Below are 17,018 nucleotides of genomic sequence, written 5' to 3'. Positions count from 1 at the left end.
GGAGGCTTTCGTCAGCCGGGACTGGCCGGAGCTATCAGCAGCTCGATTTCGCGGCCGAGTATGCTTTCAAGATCGCTGCCGGCCTTGTCCGTGCGTACCGGGCGCAGACGCGTCTCGATGAGGGAAAGGTGCGTGCACATGCAGCGCGCCGCAGCGCCGCCATCGCGCCGGCCAAGGGCGGTGGCGATGGACTGATGTTCCTCGCACCCGCAGGTGGAAGCAGAGCCCGGCTCATAAAAGGCGACCAGCATGGCCGTGCGGCTCACCAGTTCCTGCATCTGGCGCTCGATAAGATCGCTGCCGGTCATGGAAGCGAGCAGCATGTGAAAGCCGCCGGAAAGCTTGATGGAAAGCGGGCGATCATCGGCAGCGGCGGCTGCTTCTTCCTGCTTCATATAATCGGCCAGCATCCGGTCCTGCTGGCTCGACCAGCTGTCGGCAAGGCGCAGAACGATGCCACCTTCCAGAATGCGCCGGGCTTCGTAGAGCCGGCGTGCTTCCTCAAGGCTGGGGTCGACAACGAAGGCGCCGCGATTGGGCACGAGATCCAGCAGGCGTTCATAGCCCAGCCGGTGGATAACCTTGCGCACCCGCTCCCGCGAAACGCCGAAGAGCCCGGCGATCTTCTGCTCCACCAGCTTGGTGCCGGGCGGCAATTGTCCGGCCAGCAGCAGGCGTGACAGGAGAGTGTAGATCTCTTCTTCGCTGATGGTCTTCGACATCTCGTTTCAGCCCTGGCTTGCCGCCAGCCAATGGTGTGCGATGGCGCTGCGTGTGGTGATCCAGGCACCGCCCTTGCCGGCCATGTGCTGCAGGATCGCCTCAAGCGCGCCGATGCGTCCCGGCCGGCCGATCATGCGCAGGTGCAGGCCGATGGACATCATCCGCGGCATGCTCTCCCCCTCGCGCCACAACCAGTCGAAGGCATCGCACACATAGTCGGCGAAGTCGTGTCCCGTCGCCAGCCGCTGTGTGTTCTGGAACTGCATGTCGTTGGTGTCGAAGGCATAAGGCAGCACGAGGTGCCGTTTTTCGCCGACCTCGACGAAATAGGGTGTGTCGTCGTTATAGGCGTCGCTGTCATAGAGAAAGCCGGCATCGACCAGCAGGCGCCGGGTGTTGGGGCTGCTGGCAGAGCGGGTATGCCAGCCGACCGGCGGCTCGCCCACGGCATCCTCAATGGCCTTGCGGGTACGTTCAATGCGGCGCTTTTCCTCTTCCACCGTCAGGTTGGCGTGGCTTTCCCAGCGATAGCCATGGGCGGAGATTTCATGCCCGCGGCGGTGGGCATCCTGGACCAGCCAGGGCGAGCGCTCGACAGCCCGTCCACAGGCGCTGACCGTCATATGGCCGTGGAAAGCATCGAAAAGTTCGGCAATGCGCCAGTAGCCGACACGGGTGCCGTACTCGAAATGGGATTCGATGCAGGGGTCGGCGGTCGGGATGCGGTCGATCACCTCGTAGACCGCCTCATTGCGATCATCGCCGTCGCCAATGGCGAATTCCGATCCTTCCTCGAAATTGAGCACGAAGGACACGGCGATGCGCTTGCCTTCCGGCCAGCGAATATCCGGCAGCTTGTTGGCGTAACCCAGAAAGTCTCTCATTTTTTATAACCTGTTATCCGCCGGATTATCTGCCGATCATCTGCTCGGGCAGGAAGAGGACGAGCTGCGGGAAAGCGGCAAACAGCGCCACGCTCAGCAGCATCACGAAGAAAAACGGCATCGAGGCCCGGGTGACGACGCCAATGTCGCGGCCCGTCATGGCCTGCAGGATGAAGAGGTTGAAGCCGACAGGCGGGGTGATCTGAGCAAGCTCCACCATGATCACCACGAAGATGCCGAACCACACGGTGTCGATGCCCACGGCCTTTACCATCGGCAGCACCACCGCAGCCGTCAGTACAATCATCGAGGCGCCTTCGAGAAAGCAGCCGAGGATGAGGTAAAGGATGGTGAGCGCCAGCAAGAGGGCGGCCGGGCCCAGCTGCATCTCGGCCACAAGTTCGGCGGCGGCGCGCGGGATCTGCGCATAGTCGAGCGCGGCAGACAGCACGGCGGCGCCGGCAATGATCAACATGATCAGCGCCGTGCTGCGCACGGCCGCCATCAGGCTGCCGGTCAGCATGCGCGCGGTGAGCGTACGGCCGGTGGCAGCGAGGGCGACAGCACCGGCAACCCCGATGGCCGCCGATTCCGTTGGTGTCGCGAAGCCTGCATAGATCGAACCTATGACAAGCAGGATCAGCGCGATGGGAGGCACCACCCGGCGCAGATCGCGCCAGCTGGTCGGCTCGTCTTTTACCTTCGGTGCCTGGCCCCGTCCGGCGAGGAGTGAGCGCCCCGCCACATAGGCCATGAAAAGCAGCATCATGATGAGGCCGGGGAGCACGCCGGCCAGAAACAGCCTTGAGATCGAAACCTGCCCGACGGTGCCGTAGACGATCATCATGATCGAGGGCGGGATGAGCAGCCCGAGCGTGCCGGAGCCGGTAAGGGTGCCGATGGAAAGCGATTCGTCATAACCCCGGCGCTTCAGCTCCGGCAGCGACATGCGTCCGACAGTGGCCGAGCACACGCCGGAAGAGCCGACGATGGCGGCCAGCAGCCCGCAGCCCAGAATGTTGACGTGCAGCAGCCCGCCCGGCAGCCAGCGCACCAGCGGGGATAGCCCCCGAAAGAGATCTTCCGACAGGCGCGAGCGGGAGAGGATCTCCCCCATCAGCAGAAAGAGCGGCAGCGCTGTGAGCGGCCAGGAATTGATGGCGGCGAAGACGGTGCTGGAGGCAAGGCCGGTGACGTTGGGGGCACCGAACATAAGGAGGCCGGCAATACCGCTGAGCAGCATGGCAAGTCCGATCCAGAAGCCGGCGGCCAGCAGGATGCCCAGCAGAAGGATGAGGGCCAGGAAGGCGATGAAGCTCATGCCAGCTCTCCTTCGGTGTCGCTGGCGCGGGCAAGGGCCATGGCTTCTTCCTTTTCGCCCACCGCGAAGGTTATGGCCCCGCCGGCAAGGCTCCTGAGGACCGACCACAGGCAGAGCAGGGTAAAGAGACCGAGGCCGAGCGTGGCGCTGCCCAAAAGCAGGGCCATCGGCACCGGGATCAGGGTGTCGGTCACGTCATGAAAACGATGGGCTGCCCAGGTCATCTCGGCGCTGCCGATGGCGAGGCCGGCCAGCAGCAATGCAGCCAGAAACAGGCTGGCGACCTGCAACCCGTGCTGCAGGCGGGCAGGCAGGTGGCGGAAGAGCAGATCCACCCGCACGTGCGCTCCTTCATGGAAGGCATGCACGAAGCCGAAGAAGCCGACCCCGATCATGAGGAAGGTGGTGAAATCGTCGGCCGAGGGCACCAGAACCCCGAAGGGCCGCAGGACGATCTCGGCCAGAAGGAGGAGCGCCATCGCCGCCATGCACAGGGCGGCGATCACGCCAGCGATGGTGGATATCAGTTTCATGTCCGTCATCGACGCTGGCGCGCCGCTCCTCATCTTCGGTCAGAACCGGAATGCAGGGTCAGTTGGTGAGGGCGGCGTAGTCGTCCAGCACCTTGACCTGCTCGGGCGTTGCCTTTTCCTTCCAGTCGGCAGTCATCTGCGTGCCGACATTCTTGAGGGCCTCGATGACGGCCGGGTTGGCGGCGCTGACATCCATGCCCTTGCTCTTGATGAGCGTCAGCTGCTCCTCGGCCAGTGACTTCATCAGCTCAAAGCCGTTTTTCTCCGCAGCAGCGGCAGCCGCCATCACGGCGTCCTGCTGATCCCTGGGCAGGGCGTTGAAGACATCGGTGTTGATGGAAACGAGCTGCTTGGTGAAGAGCGCCCCCACCATCGTCAGGTTCCTGGTGAAGTCCCAGGCCTGGGTGTCGATGCCGGTCTGCGGCGAGGTGAACATCGCGTTGATGAGGCCGGTAGAGAAGGCCTGCGGCACTTCGGCAAACGGCACTTCCTTGGGCTCGGCACCGAGCAGCTGGCCCATCCGGCGGGTCTCGGAACTGTAGATGCGCATCTTGAAGCTGGTGAAATCCTCAGCCGAGGTCAGCGGCTTCTGGCTGAAGAAGCCCTGCGGCGGGTTCCACATCGCAAACAGCACCGTCAGGCCACGGTCGGCGAAGGATTTGGTGAGGTAGGGTTTGGAAGCCCCCCAGAGCTTCAGCGCCGAGGCATAGTCACCGGCGAGGAAGGGGATGGCATCCACGACGTAGACGGGATCGACATTGCCGTAATTGCCGAGGCGCACATCGGCGAGCGCAACCTGGTTGGTTTGCACCGCGCGGATCATATCCGGCAGCTTTACCAGCGTCTGGTTGTTGTGGAGGGTGATCTTGAGCTCGCCCTTGGTGCGGGCATCGACATCGTCGATGAAGCCGCGGACAGTCTTGGTCAGAAAATTGGCATCCGGATAACCGGAGGCCATCTGCAGCTCCGTGGCATGGGCCGCGGCGACCGGAGAAACAAGCGCCAGACCCAGAATTGCAGCCCGGGCGCCTGCCGCCAGGGATCGGAACGATGGCATCGTCATTGTGCTCTCCCAGAGTGAATGCATCCGCTTTGATCTCTGACCGCCGCCAAATTGTGCACAATTATTATATTTTTGTGCATTAGTGACGATCAGGCTGCTTCTCCGCAAGCGCCGTGCCAGTTTTTCGGAGGATCTTCGTGGCGGCCTAAAAGGAAAGCGCGCCGGGCAAGGGCTCCGGCGCGCTTTCGCAAAAACTACAGATCTGAAACGAGGCGGGCAGCGGGTGCCCTGCGGCATCACTTCTTGTTCTTGATGGCCTCTTCCAGCATGTCCCGCTGCGGGCAGGTGGTCTGCTGGCAGAGCTCGTCAAGCCGGGTCAGCATCTGGGCCGCCCGGTCGGCATCGCCGGTTTCGACATAAAGCTCACCCAGATATTCCAGCGCGCCGGCATGGTTGGGGTTTATCTGCAGGGCCTGCAGATAATAGCCCAGCGCCTTGTCGTACTGGCCGAGCTTGCGATAGCTGAAGCCGATCATGTTCTTGATATCGGCGTTGTCGGGATGTTGCTGGTCCAGCACGGCCAGCTTGGGCAGCGCCACCTCGAACTTGCCATCCATCACCAGCTTCTGCACCTCGTCGAGGTCCGGCATGCCGGTCGAGGGCGGGGTCGGCATGGAGCCGTCGCTGTTTGCGGGTGCCATGGTGCCGCTCAGCATGGCATGGGCCGGGCTGGTCACCGCCAGCCCAAGCACCAGCGCCGCAGCACCGAGGACGAGAAAAAACGGCTTATTGCCAGTCATAACGCTGCTCCAGCCAAGGGTCGGCCTCATTGTGATAACCCCGCACCTCCCAGAAGCCGGGTCTATCCTCGGCCACGAATTCGATACGGCTCAGCCATTTTGCTGACTTCCAGAGATAATATTGTGGCACCAGCATGCGTACCGGCCCGCCGTGTTCCTTCGTCAGCGGTTCGCCGCCGAAATGGGTGGCGATCATGGCATCCGGTGCGCTGAAAACCTCGAGCGACACATTGGTGGTGTAACCATCGAAGGCGTGCAGAACCACATGCCGCGCCGAGGGCAAGGGCTGCACGGCGGCCAGCAGGTCACGGGCGCTTACGCCGCGCCAGTCGGTGTCGAACATGGACCAGGAGGTGACGCAGTGGATATCGCAGCGCTGCTGGCTCTGCGGCAATTGCTGGAGGCCCTGCCAGTCGAGCACCAGCGGGTTTGCCACCAGCCCGTCCACCTCAAGGCGCCAGCGTGCCTGCGGCACTTCGGGATGGACGCCAAGGTCCAGCACCGGCCATTGTTTGACGAGCCGCTGGCCCGGCGGCAGGCGACTATCCGAGCGGCCATCCTCCCCGGTCAGCAGCCGGCCTTCGCGCGACCAGGCCTCTTTGCTTTCAATCAGCTTGGATTTGATCTTGCCGAGCACGCTTGCTCTCCTAGAGGGTGGTGGGGCGAGGGGCAGAGGCTGCCCGCAAGCGGCGCATCACGCGAGATAGTGTAGGCAATCATGAGCGACCAGGCCACTGACGTGGAGTTTACCGAGGTTGAGGTGCCGTTACCGGCATCGCAGGAGCGGGCTCTGCCCGATCTGCCGGCCTTCCTGTTCGACCGGTTGGCGCGGGACCGTGATCTTGCCAGGGCTGGCCAGCGTGTGCTGCAGCTTGCCACCCATTCCGGCCGGCTTGCGCGCGGCTTCGCTGCTCGCGGCTGCTATGTAACGGCCATCGGCCCGGATGAAGCCCAGCTTGATCTTGCCGGCCGGCGGGACCGGGAGCTCGATGTCTATGTCGATTACCGGGTCGGCAGCGGCCCGGAAGCGCAAGATGAAGGAGCCTACGATCTCGTTTGCACCGGCGCGCGCTGGGACGGGCTGACACCGGAAGGCGCCCTCAGCGCCCAGCTGGCGCGCCGCTCCCTTGTGGAGACGGGCTGCCTGGCAGCCGTCGCGGTGACCCCGCTTGCCCTGCCGGGCAGTTTTGCCGAGCGTGCTTCCCTGCTGGAATCGCGGCGCCGGCCCGGCTGGCCCGGTGCCCCCACCGGCATCACGCCGGAATGGCTCGACAGTTTGCACGCCGCCGGTTTTGTCGCGGTGCGCGGAGAGGCCGTGGACTTCATGATGCCAGTTGCCCGCAAACTGCTGCCGGCTCTGCTGTCTTCCTGGATGGGGGTGGGGCTTGAAAGTGCCGCCTCCGCTGTTGCCGGGGTGCAGGACGGCAAGGAGCGTGACGAGGTGCCGATGCGGCTATGGCTGGTCTCCGGCCGGCGTGGCTGACCGACTCAGGAGCGCAGCAGGGCATCCATCAGGCTTTCGCCCCGTCGCAACTCTTCAAAGCGGTCATTGCCCAGATCGTTGATGAGCAGCCGGCCGAGAATGTCGGCCTTGATGTACTCAATCGTCAGCAGGCCGATGACAGGATTGGCGGTGCGCACCGCCTCGACGCTGCCGTCGGCGCGAAATTCGGCCACCAGCGTTTCAGCCTCATCGGCAACAAAAGCCGTCAGCCGCCGTCCGGCGAGCCGCTCTACCGCGCTCTGGCCGCACAGGCTGAGGTCGTAGCTGCGCGGGCCGTCTAGCGTAGCGGTGCCATAGATCGCGACATGGACCGTGCAGCCGCGCCGGCTGGCGGCCTCCAGCGCTGGTCCTGCGGCGTCCAGCTCCTGCTGCCATACGGCCGCAAAGACTGACCGGCGGGCGGCGCCAACGATGCCGGTCGTCGCGGCCAGCACGGCGTCCCGTTCCTTCAAGGACCAGATCTGGCTGCTTTCACTGCGCGCCGGCAGCTCTTTCAGCCCTGCTTCTGCTGTGCTCAGCGCCCGCTCGAATTTGGCTTTGGCCGCGTGGAGGACTGCATCGCGCGGGCTGGCGGCATAGATCACCGGGTCGGCGTGCTGCACAATAACAGCCCCCTTTTCGGCAAGGCGCGCCAGCGTCTCGTAAATCTTGGAGGGCGGGATGCCGGAGGCCCTGGCGACCTCGTGCCCGTTCATCGCCGGGCCGGCGGCGAGCGCGCAATAGGCGCGGGCTTCGTACTGGCTGAAACCGAGCTGGCCAAGGGCGCCCAGCAGCTCATCCATGGGGGAGGTCAAGGTCATGAACCGGACCCTAGCATATCTGCCGTCATCGCAATACACTACCATGGTAGTTAAATATTTGGAGCGAGATCATGCAGCGTATTTCGTCAGGGTCGGTCTGGGAAAAGAAACTGGGTTATTCACGGGCCACGGTGGCCGGCGGGCTGGTTTTTGTCTCGGCAACGGCTGCCACCGATGCGAGCGGTGCGGTGATCGGCAAGGGGGATGCCTATGCCCAGACCCGGGCCATCTTTGCGAGGCTTGCCCCGGTGCTGGAAGAAGCAGGCGCCAGCCTCGCTACCGTGGCGCAAACGCGCATCTATACGGTGGATGTCAGCCAGTGGGAGGCAATTGGCCAGGCTCATGCCGAGGTGTTCGCGGCGGCACCGCCGGCCATGTCGCTGGTGCATGTAAAGCCGTTTCTCGATCCGGACATGCTGGTGGAAGTGGAACTGGTAGCGGCACTGGCCTGACCGGAAGGTTCGGGTCCTAACGCTTTACTCGTTGTCTTTGCCCGAAACCGCCGATTAGATAGATGAGTGTAATAATAAAGCCGCCCGGTTGCTGCTATTCAGCAGCACTGAAGCGCCGGCTTTGCGGGGCAAGGAAGCGCCATGCTGTGACCTGCCGGCCGGCAAAACCGGCCGTCTCTTTCGCATGAAGGTGTGAGCCCCCCGTGTCAGACCAGCTGCCCCCCGTGTCCGACTCCGCCCTTCCCGAAGTTTCCCCAGATGCCCCGGCCCGCGCCGGCATGAGCATCGGTGTGAAGCTGTTTATCGCCTTCGGCCTTGTCGTGCTGCTGTCCGTACTGGCGGCGCTGGTGGGCTGGTTCGGTTATGCCCAGGTGCGCGGCGCGCAGGAAATCGTGACCGCCTCTGCCATTCCGGCGATGAGCGAGGCGCAGGAGCTGGCGCAGGTCAGCGGCGGCATCGCCGCGGCGGCGCCGGTGCTGGCGGCCGCGGGCAGCGATCAGCAGCGTGCCAGTCAGGCGGCCCTTCTGGGTCAGCGCAGCCAGCGCATTCACGACCTGATCGAAAGCATCAAGAAGCGCGACTTCAAGGCGGCCGATCTCGACGCGCTGCAAAAGGCCGTCGAGGCGATCTCCGGCAATCTCGTCTCGCTCGACGAACTGGTGAAGAAGCGCATTGCCCTGCATGACGCGGTGCGTGCCGCGCTCGCTACCGCCGCACAGGCTACCGACAAGCTGTTTCCGGCGCTGGCAGACCAGGTCAATGCCATCAATGACAACATCGATAATGATGGCGGCAATCTCTATGACGCGGTGCTGAACAAGGACCCCGGCATCGCCGATCGTGCCCAGCCGATCATGGATACGCTGTTTGACGAGCATGTCGTCGCCCAGCGCGAGCTTATCCAGCTGCGCGACAGTGCCACCGACATCGCCGCCTCGCTGCGGCAGGCGGAAAACGAGGTGGATATCGATGCGCTCTCCGGCATTGCCAGCCGCATCACCATCCTGTCCGGCAAGCTGCGCGCCAATGTGAATTCCGTACCCGACGAAGCCAGGCGCAAGGAGATTGCCGCGCTCGTCGAGCAAATGATGTCGGTGAGCGAAGGCGACAGGAGCGTGCCGGCGCTGCGCCGGGGCGAACTGCAAACCCTTGCCGAAATCGATGCACTGCTGGGTGACAACCGCGCCCAGGTCGAGACGCTCTCCGCCGTCGTTGCCCGCCTTGTGGCCGATGCGCACGGCATCATCGACAAGGCAAGCGCCGACGCCGACAAGGCCGTCAGCACCGGGCAGACGCTGATGGCGGTGCTGGCCGTGGCCGCCATCGTCGCCGCGCTGATCATCGCCATCTTCTATGTCGGCCGCTCCATCGTGGGGCGCCTGACGCGCCTTGCCGAAGCGATGCGGCACCTCGCCTCCGGCAATCTCGATGTCGAGATCAACGAGGCGGGCAAGGACGAGATCAGCGCCATGGCGTCTGCTCTCGGCGTCTTCCGCGACACGGCCCGGCAGGTGGAAGCCGCCAATGCCCGGGCTGAGGGCGAGCGTGAAAAAGCGTCGCTGGAGCGCCAGCAGGCCCGCCTTTCCATGGCAGAGGCCTTCGAGGCCAGCGTTGCCCGTGTGGTGGGGGAGGTGGATGCCGCCGCCCGCGGCATGAAGGTAACGGCAGAGGGCATGGCCGGTACCGCTACCCAGACCTCTGGCGAATCCGGCACGGCCTCCGATGCGGCGGGCCGGGCGACGGACAGCGTCAACACCGTGGCCGCCGCGGCCGAGGAGCTGTCCGCCTCGGTGGCGGAGATCGGCCGGCAGGTCGGCGAATCCTCCCGCATCGCCCGCGAGGCGGTCAGCAATGCCCAGCGCACCAATGATAATGTCCGCACCCTCAGCGAGGCGGCGGCGCGCATCGGCGATGTGGTGAGTCTCATCTCCACCATTGCCGAGCAGACCAACCTGCTGGCGCTTAATGCCACCATCGAGGCGGCGCGGGCGGGCGAAGCTGGCAAGGGTTTTGCCGTGGTGGCGCAGGAGGTCAAGAACCTCGCCGGCCAGACCGGGAAGGCAACCGGCGATATCGACGAGCAGGTCAAGGCGATGCAGGCCGCCACGCAGGATGTGGTCGGCGCCATTGCCGGCATCAGCGAGTTCATTCACCGCATGGATATCATTGCCGGAGAGATTGCCGATGCCGTGCAGGAGCAGCGCTCCGCTACGGCGGAAATTGCCGCCAGCGCCCAGTCCGCTGCGGCCGGCACCACGGAGGCAACCGGCGCCATCCGCTCCGTGCGTTCGGCGGCCGATGCCACCGGCACCTCTGCACGGGAAGTTCTGGGCGGGGCCACGCGGGTGACGGACCTTGTCGCCACCCTGCATCAGGAGGTGGAGGGCTTCCTCACCCAAATCCGAACGGCGTGAGGCAAATCAAACGCCTGCGGCCGTAACCTCTTTACCGTAGCCGCCCGAAGCGCCCGCATGGTTTAAGGCTAGAGGGCGGCAAAGCGACGGTCGGCAGGGGGGCAGGGGTGGGGATTTTTCAGGAACTGGTGCTTTTTCTGATCGTGGCCGGGCTGCTGGTTCCCGCGATCAGTCGCGCCGGTATCAGCCCGGTCATGGGTTATCTCGCCCTCGGCTGCCTGATCGGCCCCTTCGGCCTTGCCCGGCTGGTGCCGGAGATGCCGTGGCTTGCCTATGTCACCATCCCCGAGACGCATGAGCTGGCGACCTTCGGCGAACTGGGCGTCATCTTCCTTCTGTTCATGATCGGGCTTGAGCTTTCCTTCGACCGCCTGCGCGCCATGCGTCGGCTGGTGTGGGGGCTCGGCGGCAGCCAACTGGTGCTGACGGCGCTGGCTCTGACCGGGGCGGCACGGCTGGCCGGCGTACCGACGGATGCGGCCGTGGTGCTGGGCCTGTCGCTGTCGCTATCTTCCACCGCCATCGTCACCCAACTGCTGATCGAGCAGCGCCGGCTGGCAACGCCGCTTGGCCAGAGCGCGTTTTCCATCCTGCTTTTGCAGGACCTTGCCGTGGTGCCCATTCTGTTTCTCGTTGGGCAGCTGGCGGCGCCTGACGCGGGGAATGCCGGTTTTGCGCTGTTGATGGCGATGCTGCGGGCCGTTGCCGTCATCGGCGGTATCTATGCCATCGGCCGGCTGCTGCTGCGCCCGCTCTTCCGCATGGTGGGGCAGACGCGCAACCACGACATGTTCATGGCCACCTGTATGCTGGTGGTGTTGGGCACGGCACTGATGACCGGCGCGGCCGGGCTTTCCATGTCGCTGGGCGCTTTCATCGCCGGCCTCCTGCTGGCGGAGACGGAGTTTCGCCATCAGGTCGAGACCATCGTCAGCCCGTTCAAGGGGCTGCTGCTGGGCCTCTTTTTCCTCACCGTTGGCATGGACATGGATTTTAGTGTCGCGCTGGCCGATCCGGCGCGCGTGGCCCTTGCCGTTGTCGGGCTCTATCTGATCAAGGCGCTGCTGATTGTCGTACTGGCGCTGGTCTTCCGCCTGCCGCGGCCGGTGGCGCTGGAGACCGGATTGCTGCTGGGGCAGGCGAGCGAGTTTGCCTTCGTGGCCATTCGTCTTGCACTCGGGGCCGGGGTGGTGGAAGCCGGGCAGGGCCAACTGGCGCTAATTGCGGTGACGCTCAGCATGATCCTGACACCGGGCGTGGCCGCGCTGGTGCGGCCGCTTGCCGAGCGGCTCGCCCGCAAGCTGGATACAGCGCGCCAGATGGCGCTGGCGCCAAGTGCCATGCATCTTTCCGGGCATGTGGTGATTGCCGGCTATGGCCGTGTCGGGCAGATGGTCAGCGCGGTGCTGGAGGCGGAGAAGATCCCGTATGTGGCGCTCGATTTCGATGCCAGGGCGGTGGCGGCGGCGCGGCGCTCCGGCCTGCCGGTCTTTTATGGTGATGCTTCCCGGCTCGATCTTCTGCGACGGGCCAATCTGGAAGAGGCGCGCGCACTGGTGCTGACCATGAACAATGCCAGTGACGCTGCCCTGATCCACGCCGCCCGTGCCGAATGGCCGGAACTGCCGGTGCTGGCCCGTGCGCATGACGAGGTGGGGGCGCGCTGGCTGATCGCGCAGGGGGCGACCCATGCCGTGCCGGAGACGCGGGAGGTCAGCCTGCAGCTTGCCGGTATGGTGCTGGAGGATATCGGCGTGCCGCCGGACACGGTACGCCAGCGCCTTGACGAGCAGCGCGACGCGCTGGAGCTTCAGCCCCACTGAGGCAGTGGGGGCGGTAGCGGGTGGCAGCCCGCCAAAGACTCTTCTTGCGCTCGCCTTGGCTCAGGCGTTATAAGCCGCCACTTCCGACGGATGGCGACATCCGGCGACGGTTTCTTATGGGCCGTTTGCCGGAAAAGCTTCCAGCGGTTTTCCGCAAGGGATGGCGAGGCGGGGCGCAAGCTCCGGGCATGCCCAACCATCCCACTGCCGGTAGCGGCACTCCTTCGGGAGAGCTGACCACCGGCATCGGCCATTTGTTTTACTGGAGTCGAAAATGCCCAAGATCAAGACCAAGAGCGGTGCGAAGAAGCGCTTCCGCGTGACGGCCAACGGCCTTGTTAGCTTCAACAAGTCCAAGCGTCGCCACATGATGAGCAACAAGTCCCAGAAGATGAAGCGTCAGTCGCGCAGCACCGACATCCTCTTCAAGACGGATGGCGAGACCGTGCGCAAGTACTGGCTGCCGTACGCCTGAGCTGGCGCGAAGCCGACTACCGACGTTTTTCTGAAAGGATTTGAATCATGGCACGCGTCAAGCGCGGTGTAACCGCTCACGCCCGTCACAAGAAGATCATCAAGCTCGCCAAGGGCTACCAGGTTCGCAATAACAACGTCTTCCGCATTGCGGTTGAGAAGGTCGAAAAGGGCCTTCAGTTCGCTTATCGCGACCGTCGTGCCAAGAAGCGCGATTTCCGCAGCCTCTGGATCCAGCGTATCAACGCTGCTTCCCGTGAACATGGCCTGACCTACAGCCAGTTCATGCACGGCCTGAAGCGCGCTGGCATCGAGGTGGACCGCAAGGTTCTGGCCGATCTCGCCGTGCGTGAAGCCGATACGTTCAAGGCCCTGGCCGAACAGGCCCAGGCCGCTCTGAACGCCGCCTGATTGTCCGGTAAAGGCAGCTGCCTCCAAGGGGGCGCTGCCTGACGGCAAGCAAGCAAACAGGGGCTGGCCTCGCAAGGGCCGGCCCCTTTTGTTTTCCGGCTGTGTCTCCATGCCCCCCAAGCACCGTAACAGCCGCTTTGCGTTGCAGGGTTTCTTCCCTTACCTTGCGCGCCAGCTTTTCTGATCGGGGCTACCGCCTTCAAAGGCGGTGTGATCCCGGCTTTCACTATCGTCCGTTTCAGGAAACCTAGAGCCGATGTCCGATACGCTTGACGCCCAGCAGGGCGCGCTTCGCAGCCAGCTTCTGGATCAGGTCGCGGCGGCAGCCGATCTGGCGGCGCTCGACGCCGTCCGGGTGGCGGCGCTGGGCAAGAAGGGCGCCATCACCGACCTGATGAAGGGGCTTGGCGGCCTGACGCCGGACGAACGGCGCGAGGCGGGGCAGAAACTGAATGCCCTGAAGGACGAGATCGCCGCCGCACTGGACGCCCGCAAGGGCGCGCTGGAAGCCGTGGAGCTGGAATCGCGCCTGGCGCGCGAAGGGCTGGACATGACGCTGCCCGCCCGCCCGCAGGCGCGCGGCCGCATCCACCCGATCAGCCAGGTGGTGGACGAGCTGACGGCGATCTTCTGCGAGATGGGTTTCTCCGTGGCCGAAGGGCCGGAGATCGAGACCGGCTGGCACAACTTCTCCGCCCTCAACATTCCGCCGCATCATCCGGCGCGCCAGATGCACGATACCTTCTACCTGCCCGACCAGGACGGGGCGAAGGATGCCGACCATGCCGAGACGGTGCTGCGCACCCACACCAGCCCGGTGCAGATCCGCACCATGCTGGAAGAAGAGCCGCCGATCCGCATCATCGTGCCGGGCCGTACCTACCGCTCCGACTACGACATGACCCACACGCCGATGTTCCATCAGGTGGAAGGTCTCGTCATCGGGCGCGACATCACCATGGGCCACCTCAAGGGCTGCCTCATCGAGTTCTGCAAGCGCTTCTTCGAGGTGGATGACCTGCCGGTGCGCTTCCGCCCCAGCTTCTTCCCCTTCACCGAACCGTCGATGGAGGTCGATATCGGCTGCTCGCGCAAGGGCGGCGAGCTGGTGATCGGCGCGGGCGACGATTGGCTGGAGATTCTGGGCTCCGGCATGGTGCACCCGCAGGTGCTGCGTAATGGCGGCATCGACCCCGATATCTATCAGGGCTTTGCCTTCGGCATGGGGATCGAGCGCATCGCGATGCTGAAATACGGCATTCCCGACCTCCGTACCTTCTTCGAGGCGGATGTGCGCTGGCTTGAGCATTACGGGTTCGAGCCGAGCGACACGCCCTCCATGGCCTATGGCCTGACCAAGTAAGCCAGCGCGGCAAGAGCGGGATACGACCTCAAATGAAATTCACCCTCTCCTGGCTCAAGAGCCATCTCGATACCACCGCCTCGCTGGACGAAATCTGCGTGGCGCTGACCGATCTCGGGCTCGAGGTCGATGATGTGCATGACCGCAGCAAGGATCTGGCCCCCTTCATCGTCGGTTATGTGAAGGCGGCCGAGAAGCACCCGAATGCCGACAAGCTGCGTGTCTGCACGGTCGAGACCGGCAAGGAAACACTGCAGGTCGTCTGCGGCGCCCCCAATGCGCGCGCCGGTATCAAGGTGGTACTGGCCCAGCCGGGCGCCGTCATTCCCGTGACCGGGGAAGCGCTCAAGAAGGGCGTCATCCGCGATGTCGAGAGCCAGGGCATGATGTGCTCTGCCCGCGAGCTGAAGCTGGGTGATGACCATGACGGTATCATCGAGTTGCCGGAAAGCGCCGTGGTCGGCGAGCCGGCGGCCAAGGCGCTGGGCGCGGATGATCCGGTCATCGAGATCGGCCTCACTCCGGACCGCGCCGATTGCGCCGGCGTCTATGGCATTGCGCGCGATCTGGCTGCCCGTGGCCTTGGCACGCTGATCGCGCTGCCGACGGAAAAGGTGGCCGGCACGCTCGGCAAGAGCCCGATCTCCGTGTCGCTCGACCTGCCGGAAGGCAAGGGCGAGGCCTGCCCGCAATTCGTCGGCCGCTATTTCAAGGGCGTGAAGAACGGCCCGAGCCCGAAATGGCTGCAGGACCAGTTGACCGCCGTGGGCCTGCGCCCGATTTCGGTGCTGGTCGATATCACCAACTTCTTCTCGCTCGGCCTGTGCCGTCCGCTGCACGTTTTCGATGCCGCCAAGCTCAAGGGCAACATCCACGCCCGTATGGCGCGCGAGGGCGAAACCCTGCTGGCGCTCGATGGCAAGGAATACAGCCTGACGCCGGAAATGACGGTGATCGCCGATGACAGCGGCGCCGTCGGTCTTGGCGGCGTGATGGGCGGTGAGACGACCGGCGTCGAGGACGGCACCACCGAGGTTTTCCTCGAAATTGCCTATTTCGATCCGATCCGTACCGCAAATACCGGCCGGACGACCGGCATCATCTCCGATGCGCGTTACCGCTTCGAGCGCGGTGTGGACCCCGCCTTCCTCCTGCAGGGCGCCGAACTGGCCACCCGCATGATCCTTGACCTGTGCGGCGGCGAGACATCCGACCTCGTCGTTGCCGGCAAGGAGCCGGAATGGAAGCGTTCCATCACCTTGCGCCCGTCCCGTTCGGAAACGCTGGGTGGCCTTGCCGTGCCGGCTGCGCGTCAGAAGGAAATTCTTGAACGACTCGGCTTCGAGGTCAGTGCCTCGGGTGAAGCCCTCGTGGCTGCCGTGCCAAGCTGGCGTGCCGGCGATGTGCAGGGTGAAGCCGACCTCGTTGAGGAAGTGCTGCGTGTCGAAGGTTTCGACAAGGTGCTGCCGGTGGCGCTCAAGGCCGAGGGGGCTCTCTCCGGCCCGGCCATCACGCCGGTACAGCGCCGAGCCATTGCCGCCCGCCGGGTGCTGGCCGGACGCGGCATGCTGGAAGCTGTCACCTGGTCCTTCATGAAGGGCGAGCATGCAGCGCTGTTTGCGCCGGTGCCGGACGCCCTGCGCCTCAAGAACCCGATCTCGGCCGATCTCGACGTGATGCGCCCGACGGCGCTCGGCAACCTCATCCTCGCCGCCGGCCGCAATGCCGATCGCGGTTATGCCGATGTGGCGCTGTTCGAGGTGGGGCCGCACTTCGCCTCGCCGAAGCCGGAAGGCCAGCGCAAGGTGGTGGCGGGCATTCGTGCCGGCCTTGCCGTTCCGCGCGGCTGGACCGGCCCGGCGCGCCCGGTCGATGCCTATGATGCCAAGGCCGATGCGCAGGAAGTGCTGGCTGCGATGGGAGCCCCGGCCTCCGCACAGGTCACCACGGACGCCCCGGCCTATTACCATCCGGGCCGTAGCGCTGCGCTGCGCATCGGCCCCAAGGTGCTGGCGTATTTCGGCGAGATCCACCCGAGTGTGCTCAAGGGTCTCGACGTCAAGGGCCCGGTGGTCGCGTTCGAAGTGTTCCCGGACATGGTGCCGGAGCCCAAGAACCGCGTGCTGACCCGCCCGCTGGTGAAGATTTCCCCCTTCCAGCCGCTGAAGCGTGACTTCGCCTTCCTCGTGGATGGCAGCGTCAGCGCCGAGAAGCTGGTGCGTGCCGCCAGGGGCGCGGACAAGAAGCTGATCACCGATGCCGAGATCTTCGATGTCTACACCGGCAAGGGTGTGGAAGAGGGCAAGAAGTCGGTGGCGCTCAGCATCACCCTGCAGCCGGAAGCCGCCTCGCTCAGCGATGAGCAGATCCAGCAGGTGACGGACAAGGTGATCGAGCAGGTGGTGAAGCAGACCGGTGCCGCCCTGCGCGGCTGAGCTTCGCCGGCTTTCATCTCATGAAAAAGGCCCCCTGACGCAAGTCAGGGGGCCTTTTCTTTCAGGCGCAGCGAAGAA

16 protein-coding genes are annotated in these 17,018 nt (G+C 64.7%); 8 read left to right on the top strand and 8 right to left on the bottom strand.

Translation table 11 applies throughout. The features are described from left to right. Positions 1-11 precede the first annotated feature (11 nt). The 7 genes from QTL98_RS19000 to QTL98_RS18970 all read right to left on the bottom strand — a co-directional run bounded on the left by QTL98_RS19000 (position 12) and on the right by QTL98_RS18970 (position 5,901). Entirely contained in the window at positions 12-722 is a 711-nt protein-coding gene (locus tag QTL98_RS19000) for a GntR family transcriptional regulator (RefSeq protein ID WP_445680032.1), read from the bottom strand. Between the two features lie 6 nt (positions 723-728). After that, a complete protein-coding gene (locus tag QTL98_RS18995; protein WP_445680031.1) occupies positions 729-1,607 on the bottom strand; it encodes a polysaccharide deacetylase family protein in 879 nt (292 codons plus the stop codon). Between the two features lie 25 nt (positions 1,608-1,632). Next, positions 1,633-2,928, bottom strand: coding sequence for a TRAP transporter large permease (locus QTL98_RS18990; protein ID WP_445680030.1), 1,296 nt, complete (start codon positions 2,926-2,928; stop codon positions 1,633-1,635). Then, positions 2,925-3,470 carry a TRAP transporter small permease gene (locus QTL98_RS18985; RefSeq protein WP_445680029.1) on the bottom strand — a complete coding sequence of 182 codons (546 nt, stop codon included), beginning with the start codon at positions 3,468-3,470 and terminating at the stop codon, positions 2,925-2,927. The genes QTL98_RS18990 and QTL98_RS18985 overlap by 4 nt, the downstream gene beginning before the upstream one ends. 49 nt (positions 3,471-3,519) lie before the next feature. Then, positions 3,520-4,524, bottom strand: coding sequence for a TRAP transporter substrate-binding protein (locus QTL98_RS18980; RefSeq protein WP_445680028.1), 1,005 nt, complete (start codon positions 4,522-4,524; stop codon positions 3,520-3,522). A 236-nt stretch (positions 4,525-4,760) separates the two neighbouring features. Next, positions 4,761-5,264, bottom strand: a complete 504-nt coding sequence (locus QTL98_RS18975) for a tetratricopeptide repeat protein (RefSeq protein ID WP_445680027.1) — start codon at positions 5,262-5,264, stop codon at positions 4,761-4,763. After that, the gene (locus tag QTL98_RS18970; protein ID WP_445680026.1) at positions 5,251-5,901 is read right to left on the bottom strand and encodes a sulfite oxidase-like oxidoreductase; all 651 of its coding nucleotides are present in this window, start codon (positions 5,899-5,901) and stop codon (positions 5,251-5,253) included. Before QTL98_RS18970 ends, QTL98_RS18975 begins: the two co-directional genes overlap by 14 nt. An 81-nt stretch (positions 5,902-5,982) precedes the next feature. Here QTL98_RS18970 and QTL98_RS18965 point away from each other — a divergent pair, with 81 nt between their 5' ends. After that, entirely contained in the window at positions 5,983-6,747 is a 765-nt protein-coding gene (locus QTL98_RS18965) for a class I SAM-dependent methyltransferase (protein ID WP_445680025.1), read from the top strand. A 5-nt stretch (positions 6,748-6,752) separates the two neighbouring features. On the opposite strand, the gene QTL98_RS18960 is transcribed toward QTL98_RS18965, so the two are convergent. Next, complete coding sequence (locus tag QTL98_RS18960) at positions 6,753-7,568, bottom strand: TrmB family transcriptional regulator (protein ID WP_445680024.1); 816 nt, start codon at positions 7,566-7,568, stop codon at positions 6,753-6,755. Between the two features lie 71 nt (positions 7,569-7,639). On the opposite strand from QTL98_RS18960, the gene QTL98_RS18955 reads away from it, so the two are divergent. The 7 genes from QTL98_RS18955 (at position 7,640) to pheT (ending at position 16,940) form a co-directional block, all read left to right on the top strand. Beyond that, positions 7,640-8,020 (top strand): RidA family protein, encoded by a 381-nt coding sequence (locus QTL98_RS18955; protein WP_445680023.1) that lies wholly within the window; start codon positions 7,640-7,642, stop codon positions 8,018-8,020. 278 nt (positions 8,021-8,298) lie between these two features. Further along, positions 8,299-10,434 carry a methyl-accepting chemotaxis protein gene (locus QTL98_RS18950; protein ID WP_445680022.1) on the top strand — a complete coding sequence of 712 codons (2,136 nt, stop codon included), beginning with the start codon at positions 8,299-8,301 and terminating at the stop codon, positions 10,432-10,434. 128 nt (positions 10,435-10,562) lie between these two features. After that, positions 10,563-12,257 carry a cation:proton antiporter domain-containing protein gene (locus QTL98_RS18945; RefSeq protein ID WP_445680021.1) on the top strand — a complete coding sequence of 565 codons (1,695 nt, stop codon included), beginning with the start codon at positions 10,563-10,565 and terminating at the stop codon, positions 12,255-12,257. Positions 12,258-12,531: 274 nt separating this feature from the next. Then, complete coding sequence (gene rpmI, locus QTL98_RS18940; RefSeq protein WP_445680020.1) at positions 12,532-12,732, top strand: 50S ribosomal protein L35; 201 nt, start codon at positions 12,532-12,534, stop codon at positions 12,730-12,732. 47 nt (positions 12,733-12,779) lie between these two features. Continuing rightward, a complete protein-coding gene (rplT, locus tag QTL98_RS18935; protein WP_445680019.1) occupies positions 12,780-13,142 on the top strand; it encodes a 50S ribosomal protein L20 in 363 nt (120 codons plus the stop codon). Between the two features lie 256 nt (positions 13,143-13,398). Continuing rightward, positions 13,399-14,505, top strand: a complete 1,107-nt coding sequence (pheS, locus tag QTL98_RS18930) for a phenylalanine--tRNA ligase subunit alpha (RefSeq protein WP_445680018.1) — start codon at positions 13,399-13,401, stop codon at positions 14,503-14,505. A 32-nt stretch (positions 14,506-14,537) separates the two neighbouring features. Further along, positions 14,538-16,940 carry a phenylalanine--tRNA ligase subunit beta gene (gene pheT / locus QTL98_RS18925; RefSeq protein WP_445680017.1) on the top strand — a complete coding sequence of 801 codons (2,403 nt, stop codon included), beginning with the start codon at positions 14,538-14,540 and terminating at the stop codon, positions 16,938-16,940. The last annotated feature ends 78 nt before the right edge of the window (positions 16,941-17,018 follow it).

The organism is Radicibacter daui (assembly GCA_030657355.1).
GTDB lineage: Bacteria > Pseudomonadota > Alphaproteobacteria > Radicibacterales > Radicibacteraceae > Radicibacter > Radicibacter daui.
The sequence above is the reverse complement of the archived record's forward strand: the minus strand, read 5'-3'. Positions and strand labels throughout refer to the sequence as shown.

Bases quoted from the DNA above. Each gene is read 5' to 3' on its own strand.
- QTL98_RS18965 (WP_445680025.1), top strand. From the start codon at position 5,983: ATGAGCGACCAGGCCACTGACGTGGAGTTTACCGAGGTTGAGGTGCCG.
- QTL98_RS18990 (WP_445680030.1), bottom strand. From the start codon at position 2,928: ATGAGCTTCATCGCCTTCCTGGCCCTCATCCTTCTGCTGGGCATCCTG.
- pheT (WP_445680017.1), top strand. From the start codon at position 14,538: ATGAAATTCACCCTCTCCTGGCTCAAGAGCCATCTCGATACCACCGCC.
- pheS (WP_445680018.1), top strand. From the start codon at position 13,399: ATGTCCGATACGCTTGACGCCCAGCAGGGCGCGCTTCGCAGCCAGCTT.
- rpmI (WP_445680020.1), top strand. From the start codon at position 12,532: ATGCCCAAGATCAAGACCAAGAGCGGTGCGAAGAAGCGCTTCCGCGTG.
- QTL98_RS18995 (WP_445680031.1), bottom strand. From the start codon at position 1,607: ATGAGAGACTTTCTGGGTTACGCCAACAAGCTGCCGGATATTCGCTGG.
- QTL98_RS18950 (WP_445680022.1), top strand. From the start codon at position 8,299: ATGAGCATCGGTGTGAAGCTGTTTATCGCCTTCGGCCTTGTCGTGCTG.
- QTL98_RS19000 (WP_445680032.1), bottom strand. From the start codon at position 722: ATGTCGAAGACCATCAGCGAAGAAGAGATCTACACTCTCCTGTCACGC.
- QTL98_RS18980 (WP_445680028.1), bottom strand. From the start codon at position 4,524: ATGACGATGCCATCGTTCCGATCCCTGGCGGCAGGCGCCCGGGCTGCA.
- QTL98_RS18985 (WP_445680029.1), bottom strand. From the start codon at position 3,470: ATGACGGACATGAAACTGATATCCACCATCGCTGGCGTGATCGCCGCC.
- QTL98_RS18975 (WP_445680027.1), bottom strand. From the start codon at position 5,264: ATGACTGGCAATAAGCCGTTTTTTCTCGTCCTCGGTGCTGCGGCGCTG.
- QTL98_RS18955 (WP_445680023.1), top strand. From the start codon at position 7,640: ATGCAGCGTATTTCGTCAGGGTCGGTCTGGGAAAAGAAACTGGGTTAT.
- rplT (WP_445680019.1), top strand. From the start codon at position 12,780: ATGGCACGCGTCAAGCGCGGTGTAACCGCTCACGCCCGTCACAAGAAG.
- QTL98_RS18960 (WP_445680024.1), bottom strand. From the start codon at position 7,568: ATGACCTTGACCTCCCCCATGGATGAGCTGCTGGGCGCCCTTGGCCAG.